11 protein-coding genes are annotated in these 17,509 nt (G+C 50.2%); 5 read left to right on the plus strand and 6 right to left on the minus strand.

The genetic code is table 11. The features are described from left to right. The first annotated feature begins 943 nt into the window (after positions 1–943). A complete protein-coding gene (locus V5T57_RS07815; RefSeq protein ID WP_332890630.1) occupies positions 944–1,405 on the plus strand; it encodes a hypothetical protein in 462 nt (153 codons plus the stop codon). An 82-nt stretch (positions 1,406–1,487) separates the two neighbouring features. On the opposite strand, the gene V5T57_RS07820 is transcribed toward V5T57_RS07815, so the two are convergent. Together V5T57_RS07820 and V5T57_RS07825 are read right to left on the minus strand one after the other, a co-directional pair. Beyond that, the gene (locus V5T57_RS07820; protein ID WP_332890631.1) at positions 1,488–2,039 is read right to left on the minus strand and encodes a hypothetical protein; all 552 of its coding nucleotides are present in this window, start codon (positions 2,037–2,039) and stop codon (positions 1,488–1,490) included. 315 nt (positions 2,040–2,354) lie between these two features. Next, entirely contained in the window at positions 2,355–2,597 is a 243-nt protein-coding gene (locus V5T57_RS07825) for a hypothetical protein (RefSeq protein ID WP_332890632.1), read from the minus strand. 643 nt (positions 2,598–3,240) lie between these two features. Here V5T57_RS07825 and V5T57_RS07830 point away from each other — a divergent pair. Continuing rightward, positions 3,241–5,079 (plus strand): DUF262 domain-containing protein, encoded by a 1,839-nt coding sequence (locus V5T57_RS07830; protein WP_332890633.1) that lies wholly within the window; start codon positions 3,241–3,243, stop codon positions 5,077–5,079. Between the two features lie 537 nt (positions 5,080–5,616). Here V5T57_RS07830 and V5T57_RS07835 read toward each other — a convergent pair. Together V5T57_RS07835 and V5T57_RS07840 are read right to left on the minus strand one after the other, a co-directional pair. Further along, entirely contained in the window at positions 5,617–6,138 is a 522-nt protein-coding gene (locus V5T57_RS07835; RefSeq protein ID WP_332890634.1) for a hypothetical protein, read from the minus strand. Positions 6,139–6,386: 248 nt separating this feature from the next. Then, positions 6,387–7,007: a hypothetical protein gene (locus tag V5T57_RS07840; protein WP_332890635.1), complete on the minus strand. Its 621-nt coding sequence runs from the start codon at positions 7,005–7,007 to the stop codon at positions 6,387–6,389. 88 nt (positions 7,008–7,095) lie between these two features. Here V5T57_RS07840 and V5T57_RS07845 point away from each other — a divergent pair, with 88 nt between their 5' ends. Next, complete coding sequence (locus V5T57_RS07845; RefSeq protein WP_332890636.1) at positions 7,096–7,665, plus strand: TetR/AcrR family transcriptional regulator; 570 nt, start codon at positions 7,096–7,098, stop codon at positions 7,663–7,665. 332 nt (positions 7,666–7,997) lie between these two features. Next, positions 7,998–8,945 (plus strand): SDR family oxidoreductase, encoded by a 948-nt coding sequence (locus tag V5T57_RS07850; RefSeq protein WP_332890637.1) that lies wholly within the window; start codon positions 7,998–8,000, stop codon positions 8,943–8,945. Positions 8,946–10,703: 1,758 nt separating this feature from the next. Here V5T57_RS07850 and V5T57_RS07855 read toward each other — a convergent pair. Both V5T57_RS07855 and V5T57_RS07860 read right to left on the minus strand, forming a co-directional pair. After that, a complete protein-coding gene (locus V5T57_RS07855) occupies positions 10,704–12,176 on the minus strand; it encodes a sigma-54-dependent transcriptional regulator (protein ID WP_332890638.1) in 1,473 nt (490 codons plus the stop codon). After that, entirely contained in the window at positions 12,176–15,757 is a 3,582-nt protein-coding gene (locus V5T57_RS07860) for a transporter substrate-binding domain-containing protein (RefSeq protein ID WP_332890639.1), read from the minus strand. The genes V5T57_RS07855 and V5T57_RS07860 overlap by 1 nt, the downstream gene beginning before the upstream one ends. A gap of 417 nt (positions 15,758–16,174) precedes the next feature. Between V5T57_RS07860 and V5T57_RS07865 the strand changes: the two genes are divergently transcribed. Beyond that, positions 16,175–17,500 carry a TolC family protein gene (locus tag V5T57_RS07865; protein ID WP_332890640.1) on the plus strand — a complete coding sequence of 442 codons (1,326 nt, stop codon included), beginning with the start codon at positions 16,175–16,177 and terminating at the stop codon, positions 17,498–17,500. The last annotated feature ends 9 nt before the right edge of the window (positions 17,501–17,509 follow it).

A 17,509-nucleotide genomic window follows, 5' to 3' on the forward strand; every position in this document is an offset into this window, starting at 1 on the left:
ATTAATGTTCTGCTCCGGTTGGTTTTAGCTCCTGTGGTGTAGCAGGTTGCACTACAGGAGCCTGTTCAAGCGTTAATCAAAGAGATTATCAAGCCACTTTTGAACTGGAGTTTCCCCTTGCTCCCAGCATTGGAAACCAAAATGGCAAGGCCTTCCACCCCCTTCTCCTTCCCGCTTTTGCTCATCCCCTTTCCCTGGTTTTGGCTTTGGATAGGGTGTTTTCCCAGGCTTTTGCCGCCCGGTCGGGGCTGCCCCACGGCGTCCAGGCTTGGTGTAATCACCGATATTGGGCTTGCGCCATCCACCTGACCGGCCAGAACCGTTCCCATTTCCCGGTACAGTTGGCGCCGGCTTGCAGTTTGACCCTGCAAAGCATGGGCGATGATCTGTGTTTCTTATTTCTATGCTTTCATGCGCTTAGCTACTCATGTATATTCATGTTCCGGGTTCGACTCCCGGCACCTCCACCAGTTAGGTTCCAGAGAACCTGTCTCTGACAAGAAACCGTCCTCTGCGACGGTTTTTTTGTGGCTGAAATAGGCCAATGATTCCAAGGGATAGCGGGTCGTTTGGTGGATTGTGAAGGTAGAGGTAAGTTCGGATCGTCTGTGAGGTGAACCCGGTTTATCTTCCCCTATCTGCTCTCTGTCTCTGGCAAGTTCGGACCGGGTCTGAACTTATCTGGATATGAATGGGTATGCATAAGGTGCTGTAAAAACACTCCATAGCATATGTTAAAGGTTTGGATGTTTGCTAGGGGTAATTGGGTAGCGGTCAGTGCTGTGATCTGGTGTTCCCACTTTCTGTATAACCCTTCAGAAAAGTGCTGTTCCGTTACAAAAGCGGGTACAGCTATTTCTGGAGGTTGGTGATCGTATTCAACCGATGCTATGTTTTTAGACGTCAATTACCCAAGTACTCTGTTCGTTGGGGATAGAAATTTATGATAATCTCTACAATATCAGGAATATTTATTTCTTTTTCCGTATTAGCGCTTTGTATTTGGCCAAGTGGAAATTGGGAATTGAGCATTTTTATTTCGCCGTTTGTGTTTTTCACAACACTCATTTTACACGGAGGAATAAGTGTAGTTTCACTAGGGTGGAGAGCATATGCAAATATAGCTAGGTATGTGCTGTTTCAGCCGTTTTCCAAGACGATCAGAGATGCTCCTCCTTCTCAATCTGAAATTTGTTACTCCAGAAAATTTTTATATGCCTCAGCCGTTATCCTCTCTCTTATCGTTTTGCAAGAATCGCTAAACTCCGTTAAAGACCCGATGGAGTATGGAAAAGCGTTTTCATGGGTGTTTTCTAGCATATTGCACGCATTGTTGATTGATTTTCTATTGATTACGCCTTCGCGCATTAGGGTTGAGAAGTCATTGACAGATCATAATGATTGAGGCTCTGCTCCGGTTGGTTTTGGCTCCTGTGGTGTAGCAGGTTGCACTACGCCACAGGAGCCTGATCAGGCATTAAAACAGATTATTTGAACCACTTTTGGATGGATGTTTCCCCCTTTTCCCAGCAATCATAAACGTTACCACAAGGCTTTCCACCTCCTTCCCCTTTCCCGGGTTTTGGTTTCGGAAATGGAGTTTTCCCATGTTTCGGTCGTCCAGCTGGTCCTGCGCCATATCGTCCAGACTTGGCATAATCACCGATATTGGGATTGCCCCATCCCCCTGACCGGCCAGAATCATTCCCATTTCCCGGTACAGTTGGTGCTGGCTTGCAGTTCGGACCTGCAAAGCATGGGCGATGATCTGGAATTCCTGGATTCACATATCGCTCATTGGTGTTAATCACGGGGCCGCTGGCCATTATCATGGCTGGTCCAGCATGATGGGTATGGGGGCGTCTTCCAAGCAAACTCTGCTGCGGTCTTCTGCGTTTGACCGCTCCAGGATTCAGTTCATGCCATGCACGATCAACCTCTTCATCTGTGCCATACATCATAGTGGCGGCATCGGGAACATTGGGAAAGTCCTCTTTAGGGTAGACGATAAAATCATCCCGCTTTTTGTGATAGCTCATTGTCGTTTTCCTCTTGGATCATAGGGTCAAGAGATCAAGAGATCGCCACGACTTTTCCCTTGCCCTTTAGGGCATTCCTGATTACGCTCAGGCTTAATCTGGTGAAGTCATCCGCGTTGCCGCGCGGGTGGACGATCGTACAAGCAGCATGCTGACCCTGTTTGCATGCTGCTTTGAGCATCTTTCAATATATAATCATAGTAATATAAAGGTTCAACATATAGATTTAAATGTTTTTAAAAGCAATAAAAGCGATTTATGGTTTCTTTTTGGTTGTTTTGTGTTGGGGGTTGGTTTGGTTGGTTGTAAAAGTGATCACCTCTGTTCTTGCCAAGATACAGGAAAAGCTTTGGTCAGTGCGCCTAGCGTCATCTCCTCCGGTTGCTGGCCATGGAGAATTTTCTCTACCAGTTTGGGGTTCAACAGTGTCAGCCGGAGCAAGCGGTTGACGTAGGAGTCATCCAGCTCCTCCTGAGCCGCCAAGGCCTTGATGGCGTTTACCTCACCGTTCTCCAGCATATTCAGCCATCGATGGGCACGGACCAGGGCTTTGACCATCACTTCATCGGTGTGGTGGGTGGGGCCGTGATATCTACCTAATCAGAGGTGACGATGCGCTTCATCCCGGACCAACGACGGGGGTGGTAGGGAATCTGTACTACGATGGTCTTGCGGTCTCTGCTCAGTGACACTCTCATGCTTTGATCTCCTTATTGCTGCCCAATTCGGCGGTCAATGTATCCAACCCATCCGTCAGCACAGACAGTTGAATCTCTCCCTCACCAACTTGGCACCCCTCTCAAAGTTGAGGCGGTACGAACTTTATCCCCACAATTTCATTCCCATCATCCGCAGCGACGCGTTTCGCTTATGCGACGGCCTAAACGGGAGTCGAGCTCATCTCTATTCTGAGCCTTCATCCAGCGTAACAGCGCGTCGTCATAGCTACGAATGTCTACGGATAACTTCGCCGTTCTTCATAGCCAGACATGTCTTGTAAACAGCTGATTCAATTGTAACTAAAACAGAGATGAATTTTTTCTAAGGTGGAACGCTCCACGCTGGGGATCTCCATTCGGACGGCAAGCCGTGAAATTTCGGCGTTGGTTGCTATCGGCGCTCTAGTTCCAGACGGATATTCTGGTCGCATGGCTGGATATTATTGTAGGATGTGGTGATTCGATAAGAGAGGGAGAAATAAATGGCTGGTGAATACGAGAAAGCGATCACAATCGAGAAGGCGATCCGCAAAATAGTGGAAAGAAACTATTTGCTTCCTGCTATCCAGAGAAAATTTACTTGGAGCTGTTCGCAAATTTGCGTCCTGTTCGATTCAATCATGCGAGGCTATCCAATCAACACATTTATGTTTTGGAAGGTTACAGAGCGGGATGTCAAGTATAGTTTTCGATTTTATCAGTTCCTCGAACGATATTGCGAGCGGTTTGAAGAAAATAATCCGGACTTCGACACCAAAGGACATGATGACTTCTTCGCCGTCATCGACGGCCAGCAGCGACTGACTTCACTTTACATCGGGCTCAAGGGTACCTACGCATACAAACTGCCTAGAAAATGGTGGCCTCGAACCAAGGACGACAGCATCCTTCCGCCGCGAAAGCTCTACCTCAACCTAGCGGCTCCTCTCGACGAAGAATCGAACGAGGAGATGATGAGCCACGAGTTCAAGTTCCTGACGGATGCGCAGTTCAGAGATGACACAGGCAAGGCAGATAAAATTTGGTTTCAGGTCGGGAATATCCTCGATTTCGATAAAGCCGAAACCAACGATGACGTTCTCGATATCATCATGGATTTTCTTGATGGGATGGGACAGGATTCCAACAAGTATGCACGTAAAACGCTCACTCGACTGTATTTCGCCATTCGCCTGGACAGCACCATCCACTTCTACAACGAAACCAATCAATCTATCGATCATGTCCTCGATATTTTCATCCGCACCAACCACGGTGGAACACCCCTCGCATTCTCGGATTTGTTGATGTCCATCGCCGTGGCCAATTGGAAGAAGGATGCAAGGCAACAAATCGACGATCTGGTGGACCAGGTCCGTTTTGGATCAGATATGGAGTTTTCCATCAATCGTGATTTTGTTCTGAAAACGGCCTTGATGCTCTCTGACTCGGATGTGCGATTCAAGGTCAAGAATTTCACCGGTGGCCAGGTCGCCAAAATTGAGCAAGAATGGGACGACATTAAGACTTGTATCTTGGAGGTGTTCCGCCTCATAAGGTCATTCGGCCTCAACGATGCCGCCCTAAGAGCCAAGAATGCTGCTATTCCAATAGCCTATTATCTATTCCACAAAGGTCGGGACCAGACCAACGGTAAGCAAGGGCTGTATGCGGACATCAAAAATAGAGCCCGTCACGAGGAAGAACGGAAGCGAATCCGTCAGTGGCTACACATGTCTTTACTCAAGGGAGTATTCGGTGGTCAAGGGGATGCTCTGCTGACCAATCTGAGGAAGATTATCCGCACCGGCTTCTCGAACCCGGCTGGCTTTCCGCTGGATGAAATTGTGACCGATTACCGAGGCACGGGAAAAGACCTCACTTTTGACGACGACTTCATCGACCGATTGCTGAAAACTCAAAAGGACAATTCTTCCTGCTTTTCCATTCTGGCACTCTTGTTCCCGGACCTGGATTTCACCCAGTCTCTCGATATGGATCACCTGCATCCGGCTGCGTCTTTCAGAAAGAAGAAATTGGATGCGCATGTCGGTTTCAATAATCCGGGAGGGCGCTCTTTCTATGAAAATCCCGAGAACTGGAACGGCATCGCCAATCTTCATTTGCTGAATTCATCCAAGAACAAATCCAAGCAGGATGAGCCGCTCAAAAAATGGCTTGCCGGGCAGAACGGAACAAAAGCCGAGGACCTTTTGATTCCGGCGGGGACGGATCTCTCGTTCGTAGCCTTCGAGCTGTTTGTAGAGGCGCGTGCGACATTCCTCAAACAGAAGCTGGGCTCGCTAGTCGGTGCTGTTCATTCTGTTGCGGCACCAGGATGAGTTCTCCTCAAAATGCCTGAAGGGCATCGAGGGGACTTGGAACAGTCCTGGCCGCATAATTATCGCACCCAGGTGCAGAGTCTCCCGCAAAAATCCACTTAACCTACTGAAATCGTCAAATTCATAATAGCATGTGAAAAATACCTGTTTTGGTATGTTTGCATAGGGTTAAGCTGTTTTTACAAAATGCTTGTGCGGGGGACTCCAGAAGGGGGGCTTTGCCATCACACACCTCGTTGTAAAAATAAATAACGAAACCAAGAAGCCAATCAGGCCGCCTCACGGTAGTAAGGTCGGATGATACCGCCAAGCTCCTCCTGCAGCGTACCTTGCCCTTTTGAAACAGCCTGAAATCCACCTGGAGTACATTATTTCCAATGTCGACTCCCTGCTGTTGACGGTCAAAATTATAATAGCGAACCCATCGGCGGAAAATATAATCCAGCTGCCGTTGAGGTGGGTGCCTCATAAGAAGTGTTGCCCAGTCATAAAGTACGGGTATTGTTTCATCCAACAGGAGACATCATCCGACTCGCTTCAACAGTAGTCATCACCCCCGGGTTTTGTGGCAAGCTTCACCCCCTGTTTTTGTAACCACTGTTCGATATCCCCCGTGCAGCTAAGACCACGGGGGTTGAACTTTAAGCACTGGGAAGGACGCTCCTGCATCCGAGCCTTGATTATGGCTACCACATCGGTATTTTCCGGTTTCTCAAGCTGCTTCAGGGCGTGTTGCTTCAAGATGCGATAGCAGTAACAGAGGGGCGTTTTGGGATCCTCATCCTTAACCGTCACGCGGTTGATCAACTGCGCCGTAGTAAACTGGTGTTCACCGTCACAAGAGAAATAGACCACATCACACGTGGGGATTTCACAAAAGTGGTAGTGGACGTGCTCCAGCACATCCTTGCGGAAAGGGGATTTGAGGGTAAATCGCGGTGTAACAAGTGGAACTTCCGGCCCTTCTTCCCCACAGCCGGGACAGCAGGGGGCAGGTGTTTTTGCACACGCGACCTGGTCACCGGACTCTGTTTTCGGTTCCTTGAACGCCTCCTCCATCACTATGACCTCTCAATTTTCATCAAAACAGCTTTATCGGAACAGATTGAAGAACCGTTGGAGCAGGGTGCTGGGTGACTCAAAAATTGCACTGGCAAGCCCTTTCTGTTTCCTGGTACCCCCAAATTTAAAATCGGAAATCATCTTGTGTCCACATGACGGGCAGACCATCACTTTTCCGCCAATATTTTTTGGTACCCGAAGCTTCTGGCCACATTGAGAACACTGTATTTCGATATGATCTGTCATCAAGGCATCTTTTTAACGGCTGAAGTATCAAAAGCGTTTTGCGCTTTGCCAAGGAGCTCACGTAAGCTTTCCCTCACCGATTCATGGGTATATTCGTCTTCAGGGTGGGGTGTCTGGCCCTCTCGCTGAAAATGTGGCCGCTCCTGAAAGGTTTCCCCCCAGTGCACATCCACTTGGCGCACAAACTCAATGAGTGTCGATTCGTTGTCCAAAATGGATTGAATGATCTGAACCAATGCCGATAGGGGCTGATCCAGATGTTTTTCCAGAATGGGCATATTATTTTGTGCCCTGCGAACCAAAACTGATTTCAAGGAACCCGATAAGTCGGAACAATTTTTTCTAATGAACGCATCAATTTGGGAGAAGGTTTGCTGCTGTCTGGTAACTGGGGATGCCCCTTTCATGACTCCAGGCCCTGCTGCTCGCCCGATTGCACCAGTCATGGTGAATTTCTGTTGGGAGAGAATCTCTTTTTCAACTTCTTTATCGCGGTCGCCCATGTGGTCCCCCCTTTGAAAAATAAGCTGGCAGAGCGACTCACTTTTGACCATCTTCATCGTGCGGAATGGTGGGTCGTCACTCACGTGGATAAATAGATGCCCTTCCAGACCTTCCATTGTCAACTCCCTTCAGGTCAGGAGATCCGGATGGGCCCGATCAAAAACAACATTGACTGATCACTCAGTACAGAATATCATCAAAACCATGAACGACAAAAAACGCCTCATATTGGATGCCGCAATCACCCTGTTTGCCCGGGACGGCTTCTGGAACACCTCTACCTCCAGCATTTCCAAGAAGGCCGGGGTGGGCACGGGGACCTTATTCAACCACTTCAGCAGCAAGGACGCGCTGATCAATGCTGTCTATGTGGCGCTGAAGAAGGAACTGCACGCCAGCATTATGGCGACGTGGCAGCCGGAAGGCGAACTCCGAGAGAAGTTGTTGAGCGCATGGCATGGGGTGATTCAGTGGGCGTTGAGAAATCCAGTCCACTTTGACTTAATGGAGCAGTTGCGCGTGTCAGAGATGGTCTCCCAGGAGACTCGGGAGGCGATGACGGCGGAATTCTCCGCCTTTCAGATGGATATGCGGTTGGGCGTTACGGAAAAGGTGCTGGTTGATCTGCCAGTGGGTTACCACCTTCTGGCCGGTTGGTTTCAGATAAGCGCCGTGATCACCTACCTGCGTTCCTCAGAAGGGCATGACCAGGATGTCTGCAGTCTGATTGATAACGCTTTCTCTGCTTACTGGAATGGTGTGGCGGTAGGTTAGGGGTTTTTTTTACCTGGCAATGACTGATTGGTCAGTCTAGAGAGGCGGGTGAATAGGTGCGTTTTTGATGTTGCTGTCTGAACTGCTGGTCGGCTTCTCCGTAACCGGTCTTGAAGCCTTTAGAGAACTAACCTCCAATGGAAACTTTACCGAAGCCTCATACCAGACCCCAGATGGATGGTGCTGATTGATCAACACCATTCCCACCCCGAAGGGGGTGAATATCGGCAATTTCTGCTCTTCCGTCTACAGTGGGTTGTTTAAAGGAGCGTCCAGCTGGATGCGACCGATTCAGCCTCTAGCTGCTGCTAACTAAAGAAGGAGTTTAAACAATGACTGCTAAAAAGAAATTTGGACCAAAGGGCTGGACTCCAGAGCGAATCGGGACCCTGTCAAACAAAACATACCTCATTACCGGCGCTAATAACGGCGCAGGATTTGAAGCTGCGCGGGTGTTGCTGGCCAAGGGCGCAAAAGTGATAATGATGAATCGCAACACCGATAAGTCAACTGCCGCTATCAAGATCCTGAAACAGGAGTTTGGCGGTGACACGGACGTTACTTTCGTGCACATGGACTTGGAGGTGCTTGATTCCGTACGAGAAGCCGCGGCGGAGGTCATGGAGAAGGTTGCCCACATAGACGCACTCATCTGCAATGCCGCCATCGCACAGGTTGCCAAGCAGAAGATCACTGTGGACGGCTTTGAAAGCCAGCTAGGGGTGAACCACTTCGGTCATTTTCTCCTGTGTAGATTGCTCTTCGAGCGGATCGAAGAATCGGGGGGGCGGATCGTGGTAGTCGGTAGCAACGCGTATAAAATGGGGTTGAAGAGAATTCAGTTCGAAGACCTCAACTTCGCCAAGAAGTACACCGCTTGGAACTCCTACGCCCAGAGTAAACTCGCACAGATGATGTTCGGCTACGAACTGCAACGCCGAGTTCAAGCTGCTGGTAAGAACGTGCAGGTCCAGGTCTGCCATCCTGGTGCGTCACGAACCAATCTGCTTATGGATACGGCCAGCAGCTTTAACAAGATTGTCTGGTCCATACTCTCTCGTATTATCGCACAATCCGCTGAGAAGGGCTCCTGGCCCGAAGTTATGTGTGCAACGGAAGAGGCGTTGGATTCTGAGAAGCTCTACGGCCCTACAAAAAGAGCTGAGACGGTCGGTCCTGTTGGCGAGTGCCGGTTAGATAAGCTCGCCTTGGACCGGAAAATGGCAGCCAAACTCTGGACGCTCTCCGAGCAAAAGACGTCCCAGAGTTGGCCACTGTGACGTGTTGTCCTACGCCAGCAGCGTGGAGATCTTCCTGGGCCTGTACGACGGCCAGCGTGATTCTGCCCTGTTCACCCAGGTCAAGGGGGTGTGAGGTCGTCTCAAGGTTCTGGGCGCTCCCGTTTGGCATCTTTCTTATCGAAGGTAATGTGAGCGGGGGCGACCAAGTCCAGCTAGTCCTTATCCCATTCATCCATATGAACAATGCGCCACGCACCCAAAAAGTGACGCTTTGCCACTACACACCTCACAGTTAAAGTCGAGATTGAAAAGGGTAGCGCATCAGGCCGCCTCACGGTAGTAAGATCGGAAGATCCTGCCAAGCTCCTCCCTGCAGCGCAGCTTGCCCTTCTGAGACGGTGTGAAAATCACCAGAAGTACATTGTTTCCAATGTCGACGCCCTGGTGTGGGTGATCGGTATTGTGAGGATACACCCATCGGCGGCAGATATCGTTCAGTTGTCGACGATTTATACAGATGAAGTAATCCAAACACTCCCACTTGGCAGATGCAATCTATGACTTTGAACATACGTTTGCCTGGGGCAATTTTGGTGGGGTTTAGATCACTCTTGCTCCCTCTGATTTCCATACTTCATCGAAGAGGGCCGTGAATTTGGTATCAGCATCGCGGATCAGGAGTTTTGGTTCTATCCCTTCATCATCACACCACATCAGCATGTTACGGGCTTGCTGTGTTACCTTGGCACTATCAGGCGAACAGGTAACTGCACGGCAGAATAGCCGGCGGCTTCCCAGGTGGATACATCAATACATCGGCTGCCTTCACGCCGGTCAGGGTAAACATCTCCTTCGTAAAAAAAATCGTAGCCGATGGTTGATTCCATATAAGCCTTAAGGAAGGCTCCCCATGGCAGAGGCGTTTTTTTTAGCCTTCTCTGGACTGGGGAAAAACCCGGCCTTATTGAGGATGCGCTTGGTGGACGTGACGCCGATGTGAAAGCCCAGCTTTTTTAGTTCACCAACGATCCACCTGTTGCCCCAGAGCATGTTCTGTTTTTGCCAGTTTCACGACCAGATCCCGGATCTCTTGGGTGATGTGGGGTCTCCTGACATATCCCCTTTTTCACGACGATCAAGCCAGCGCCGATATGAAGCTGGCTTGACCACTTCCATGAGTTCGCCCACATCGTGGCCACAAATGACCTTCAGTCGCACGAGTTCGGCTTTTCTCTCTACGGACGGAATAATACGGCCTGTAGGCACCCGGTCGTGCAGGATTTGGATCTGTGCTTTCAATAGCCGGAGCTCGGCATTATGCCGTGGGGTATGTGGTGCGCAAAGAGGGTGAACAGAAAGGTGAAGCAACGATCTATAGCCAAAACCTACCGAAGTGCTTCTAATCAGTATGATGCTGATAATATGGCATAATTTCCCACTCCTGCATAGTGATACGGCCCTCAAAATCCGCCTGTCTGGGTGGTCTGTAAAAAAAGGAGCTACCCCAGGTCCGACATTGGACCCGCAAGCCCTGGATCCAGAATGGGCAGCCGGTTTGGTTCCGGCAAGCGAAACCGAATCCAATCCTGCTTGAAAAGTGGCTGCTGATGCCTCCTCTTAACCGGTCCTTGGTCCAATTGCATGCCTTGATTCATAAGTTATTGATTGGCATGTTGTTTAAGCGCTTTTTATGTCGGGTGGATGGCTGTGTGACCTGTGGTAGGCTGCGCGCTGTCAAAGAGCGGGGAAAGGGAAGTGTTTCTGTTTTAAGGAAGGTGCTGTCCAGAAAGCCTGTCCCTAGAGTGTTTTTTTGAGATGTTTCAGACGGCCTTGCAGGCGACGACTTAAAGCTTGACGGGAAATACCCAGTAATTTGGCGGCTGCGCCCTGATTGCGTGCCGTGCGTTTTAGCGCCTCACGGACCAACACCTCTTCCGCGACAGCCAGGGTTGGCAAGGGGCCATCCGGTGTAATGCTGAGAAGCTGCTGTGGGTCGGATGAGGTGATAGGGTCTAACATCATTTGTGGGGCAGTTTTAAGGCGATCATGAATCGTTGCCTTGATGCTCTCCATGGAAAGAAATGGTGTGTCGCCATGTAGGGCTGCGGCGTTGAAAAGCAGGCCTCGCAATTCACGGATATTTCCAGGAAAGTGATAGGTTTTTAAAAGTTTAATGAGTTCCGGTGGTAATTCGGGAGCCGGGCGGCTCAAGGTAAAAAAAGCTTCATTGACGAAATGTTGGGTAAGCAGTACCAGATCCTCTTTGCGCTCACGCAGCGGTGGAATTTGGATCTGGTGGGAGGCCAGACGATAAAACAGATCCTGCCTGAAACTTCCTGCCTCCATGGCTTTATCCAGGCTTTTATTGGTGGCCGCCACAATATAAACATTCGCCTTAAGTGGTTGATCGCTGCCGAGGGGAAAATAGACCTTTTCCTGCAGCAGCCTTAACAGCTTGACCTGGGAAGCTAGGGAAAGATCCCCCAACTCATCCAAAAACAGTGTGCCTCCCGCCGCTTCGGCAACAAGACCCTTACGTTCCTTGTCTGCACTGGTAAATGCACCCCGTTTGTGCCCAAAAAGTGTATCGGCAAAGGTTGTATCATCCAAACCGGCCATGTTGACCGAAATCAGTTTTCCCTTTCGTCCGCTCAATAGGTGCAGAGTTTCAGCGATCTGCTCTTTTCCAACCCCGGTTTCTCCAGATATCAAGACCGGCTCACCGGATTGACAGATGGCCTCCATGTAATGGAACAGGCGGAACATGACAGGGTGATGGGTGATAATTTTACGGAACGCCTGCGGATGAGCCAAGGTATGGCTGACGGCGCTGGATGTCAAATCCTTGATCTGACAGCGTAAAGCCTGTAACTCCGAGGCCTGTTTGATCATCCTCTGCTGGGAAAGGTGCAAGGCGATCCGAACCCTTACAACCTCAGGTGAGAAGGGCTTGGTGATGAAATCCACCGCCCCAGCCTTGAAACCCTTGGACTCCTCCTCCGGTGTGGATCGGGCCGTAATAAAAATGATGGGGATCTCCTGGCAGCCCGAATCATTTTTCATGTTCTGGCAGAACTCGAATCCATCCATCTGAGGCATCTGGATGTCCAGCAGGACCAAATCTGGGGGTGGGGTTTGCTTGACGATCTGTAAGGCTTGGTGACCATCCTTGGCGACCAAGATGTCATATTGTTCCTCCAGTAGATCGGCCAATAAATTGATGAAAAGCCGGTCATCATCCACAATCAGAATCTTTTTCTTTAGGGGCATCAGGGCACCTTTTTATCCATGTTTAGGCCCAGAGCCTTGCCCAGTTGCTGGAGTGCTTCCAGGGCTTTTTGATACTCAATGGCGTCAATTTCATCGCGGATTATATGGACGGCCTGGTCGTGGCCGCATCCTTGAAGGTACTGGCTGATCATGGCCCACTGACGGTTAGCGGCATGGCGTCCGCTGTTGAGCATAGTGGTCATCTCCTGGAACATGGGCTGTAACTGTTTGAGATCCAGCGCCTGGGGTTGTCTCTCTTTTTCCTTGAGGGGATCAGTGGACGCTGTGTTCAGGCGAGCGATCCCCTTAAGAATCGGTTTCATATGGCGGTCCAGGGTATCCATAGCTGTTTCAATCTGATCGGTTTGCTCTGTCAACAGCAGATTCTCCATCTCTATGGTGGCTTGATAGAGCTGGTTTGCACCAATGGAGCCTGTTACCCCTTTTAAGCGGTGGAGGGTCTGCTTCATCGTCTCATAATCATGCTTTGCAAGCTGCTGCCGCAGAGCGGGGATCGTGTCCTGATAGTTTTGGTGAAATCTCATCTGCAGTTTACGCAGCAGATCGCGATGCCCAGCCACAGCGGCCAGGGCTTTGTCCAGGTCGATGCCATATTCTGGGCCATAGAGGATGTCGGTATCCTTGGTCGGAGCTTGCTCGTTATGGGTTTTCTCTTCCTGCTCAAAAGTGGGAAGCCACTTTCTCAGTGTTTCATAAAGCTTGGTGGGATCGATGGGCTTGGCGACATGATCGTTCATGCCTACAGAAAGGCACTGCTGGATATCACTCAGAAAGGCGTGAGCGGTGAGGGCTATGATGGGAATCTCCGACCATTGGGGGTGGCTCCGGATCACCTCGGTGGTTTGAAAACCATCCATTTGTGGCATCTGAATATCCATCAAAATCAGATCATAGCTCTGCTGTTGCAATTGATCCAAGGCCAGTTTGCCATTGTTGGCCACCTCTACATCAATCCCCTTATATTCCAGAAGCTCCTGGATTAAATACTGGTTGAGTTGATTGTCCTCTACCAGCAGTACGGTACAGGGATTAAACTGTATCCAGCTACTTGCTGTGGAGGTAGGGTTGATGGGCAACACAGCTTCATTGGCTTGGGCGGTTGGTAACGTCAGGCTGAATGAGAAACAGGAACCCTGGTCTGGGGTGCTGGTAACCTCAATCCGTGAACCACCCATAAGGTGAACCAAACGCTGACTGATGGAGAGACCCAGGCCTGTCCCCCCATATTTTCGGGTTGTTGTGCCGTCCGCCTGGGAAAAGGCTTTGAAGATTTCCTCGGCCTGTTGTGCATCCATACCGATACCGCTGTCAGCAATCGCAAAATTAAGCTGATAAAGACCCGTTACACTCTCTTCCCTGGTGACTGTTATGCGGACAAAACCGTGTTGGGTAAACTTGATGGCATTGGAGATCAAATTACTCAACACCTGTTCAAGCCGCAGAGGGTCTCCCAGCAGATAAAGCGCTGCCCATTCCGGTTGGTGGAGCTGAAAATTCAGCCCTTTTTCCTGGGTCTTCTCATGGTAAAGCGCCGACACACTGTGCAGCACTGTAGCGGGCGAGAAAGCAACCTTCTCCACCATCAGCTTACCCGCTTCAATTTTGGAGAAGTCCAGAACATCATTGATAATCTGCAAAAGCAGTTGGGTGGAGAGTTGAATCTTGTTCAAATAGGCGCGGGTACGCTCATGAGGTTCTGATTGCAGAGCCAGGTGGGTCAGGCCGATAATGGGATTCAACGGGGTGCGTATTTCATGGCTCATGTTGGCAATGAACTCACTTTTGTGCCGGTTAGCCTGTTCGGCATCCGTGCGGGCCCGGTTGATCTCCTGGTTGGCTTTTTCAAGCGTCTGGTTCAGCCGAGTCAGTTTCCGGTTCCAGTATAGGGTGATGAGCAACAGGGTGAAAATAGCTGTCAGAATTTGCCAGATACGTGTGAAATCAACCACCTTTTCAATTTTGATGGAGAACCACTTATCGGCCAGGATCTGCTTCTCCTCATTGGAGATGCTGGCCAGCGCTTTATTCAGAATGGTGACCAGTTCCACGGGCTGTTGCTCACCCACAGCCATGGTATGATTGAGTCGAACATCCAGCTTGCTGCCCACTTTCAGACCTTCAATGCCCTGACGGCGCAGGGTGTAGTTGAGAGAGGGTAGGGTATCCACAAAAGCGAACAGGCGTCCGTCTGCAACTTGTTGCAAACCGTCTGCGATGCTGGGTAGCGTTTGGATGGTCAGCGTAGGGTGGCTAGCCTTTATTGCCTTGCGATATACGGAGCCTTCCGCAACCCCCAGAATTCTGTTGCCGAACGCTGAAGGATTCTCGATAAACGCCTCGTCATTGCGGATAATCGCAACCAGAGAGTAGGCGCTGTATGGTTGGGTTAGCGTGCGTGTCTGCTGCTGAAAATCCAGCCTGGCTGCTGAAGAGAGAATCTCACAACGGCCACTTTGAAGAAAAGCCAGGGATTGTTTAACCGTTTCGGTCGGCACCAATCGCAGGCTAATACCCAGGCGCTTTTCCATCAGGCGCATCAGGTCAATGGTGAGACCTTCCGCTTGGCCTTTACTGTTGATCCGTTCAAAGGGCATTCGGGTTGGGTCAACACAGTAGGTCAGGTTCACCTGATTCTTCAGATAGCTTATCTCCTGTGGGGTGAATGGGATCGGATAGTCCTGGCTGTGATTCTGTGGGGAGGTGTGGAAGATCCATTTGGCCAAAAGTTGGTTGTACTCCGCCTGACTAACCGACTGAATGGCCTTGTTGAGAATAGAGGCGAAGAGGGGCCAATCCTTACGCACCCCCATGCGCCAGTGACGATCATCAAGCCTGGGGTCCCCCGTTCTGGCGACCGCTTCGACATCGGGTATCAGGTGTTGTTGAAGAATCCAATCCCCGATCAATTTGCGCACAATCAGCGCGTCAGCCTGTCCCATGGAGACAGCCACCAACCCCTCTTTAAGGTTATCGAACTCCACCAACTTCAGTTTAGGGTAGTGCTGTTTGAGAATATTCTTGTGGAAATACTCTTTCACCACCGCAACCCGTTTACCCGCCAAATCTTCGATACCTGATATTTTTCCGGACCCTTTTTTTGTAAAAATGCCCGAGGTGCTGGCCTGTCGGATAAACGGCACCGTAAAATGAAGAAACTGTTCCCGCTCATCGGTCTTCATTAGGGTGTGCAGTAGGTCAAGCTCCTTCTTGCGCGCCATCTCTGTTAGCTGTTTCCACTCCTTGTCGGTGATAAACCTCACCTCCAGGCCAAGTTTTTTAAAAATCAGTTTGAGAAAGTCGGTGGATAGCCCAGAGGCTTCGTCATTTTCGATAAAATCCAGTGGTGGAAAATTGGGGTCGCTACCTATTCGAATAACCGGATGGTTCGCCAGCCATGCTTGCTCCTCGGCGGTCAGTTCAAGGCTCTGCTCGGTAGCGATGCCCTGTTGCTGATCGTGTTGTGGGGTGGGGGACGCCGCCAGACTGGAACAGGGGACCATCAACTGTGCCATGAACCACAGCAGTATGCTCCATCGCCCTATCTGTTTAATGCGTATCAAAAGAGATCTCCATGTGCAAATGGCAGGCTCAACAGGTGAGCGCGGCTGAGCGCCTGCATGGGCCATAGCTGCGGCATTGCATACCCACTTAATACGCTCCCCTTACTACCCTGTGTAAATCTATTCGATCAAACTTTCAAAGGTTGATCGAAATCGATCATGGTTCGTTTTCGATCAATGGTTGAAAACAGAGCAAACAGTAGGGTGAGCATAACCTAATAAGTGTTTGCTGATCGATATCGATCAAAAGATGTTCGGGTGTAAGGGTTTGTAGTATTTAAAAGTAGTTGAAATAAAAAGGATAAATAGGTTCTCTGGTTGGCATCACTTTTGACTATTAGATAGGGATCTGAGCCCCGTCCCATGTGTTTATGTGGATGGAATGAATCACTGCATCAAAAATGGGTAGGGAATAAAGTGAAGCAAACAATCAAGCGTGGTGTTTTAGGGGCTTTGGCCGTCGTTGTCATCTCCTGCCAGGGCTATGCAGATACATTGAGTGAGGGCGGTGGGATGGCGGATGCACAGAGTGGCATCCATCAGTTGATTGCCAAAGCCATCCTCCATTATCCCTCGATCAAACAGGCTCAAAATCAGGTGGATGCGAGCAGTTTCGCCATCGAAACAGCCCAGGGTAGTCGTTTGCCAACGATTGATTTTGATGGTACCTACGGACCGGAGCGTTCAGAGAGTCCGACCATCTCCAGTGCTGGCGAGAGCCATCGCAATAGGGTGCGTCGTGAAAGCTCTTTAACCTTGACCCAGTCCCTCTATGATTTTGGTGCTAACCGGGCACGTATCAATCTGGCCAAGGCACAGTCCAAAGAGTCCCAAATGACGCAGATCAACACCCGTGAGGAGTTGATTTATCTTGTTATTTCTCATGCCATTAAAATGCAGCGCTTTCGTACGCTGCTGGACAATGCCCGGGAGAATTTAAAGGCGCATCGTACCATTGCAGAGCTGGTGCGTAAGCGGGTCTCCCTGAAGGTGGATAGTGCAGCCTCCTCCAACCTTATCCAAGGGCGCCTTGCCCTGGCAGAACTAAAGGTTGAGCGCTATCAGGAGCAGAGTAAGAGTGCTGCGGTGGAACTGGCAAAATACACCGGTGAGGCGCCTGGAACGTTGGCGCCACTGCCGGAAAACCTGTTGACGGTTCAGCCGCAATACACTTTGCAGGGCCACCCGGTGCTGCGTTTAAGAAAAGCTCAGGTGGATGCCGCCGCAGCCAACCAGGCTGAAGCGCGCAGTGCCTTTTATCCGCAGTTGGGGCTTGAGTTGGTCGCTTCCCAATCGGATGACGTTTCGGGGGTTGATGGGACCTCCAATGAGCTGGGGGCTTACCTGACTTTGCAATTTAATCTCTATGGGGGGGGCTCTGATCAGGCGGCAGCATCCCGTCAACGGGCTCTATTCCAGGCGGCCAACCTGGCCTACGAAGAGGAAAAAGCCAACATTCAGACCTCACTATCGGTGGCCTTCAGTGGGTTGAAAGTGACCCAGGGTGAATTAAAATATTTCGCCAGCAATAAGCGTGAAATTGAAAAGGCCAAAGAGGCTTATGGCCGCCAATATGTGGCAGGCCAGCGCACTCTGTTCGATCTATTGAACATTCAATCCGAACTGTTCAATGCCACGGAATCCTATATCCAGGCCTCCTTTGATGAACAGCAAAAGAGGATGGATATCCAGTTTGAAGCCGGTGTTCTTGAGCAGTCTGTGAACAACAGCCAAAGCCGCTAATCAGAGGAT

This window comes from Magnetococcus sp. PR-3 (assembly GCF_036689865.1).
Taxonomy (GTDB): Bacteria; Pseudomonadota; Magnetococcia; order Magnetococcales; family Magnetococcaceae; genus Magnetococcus.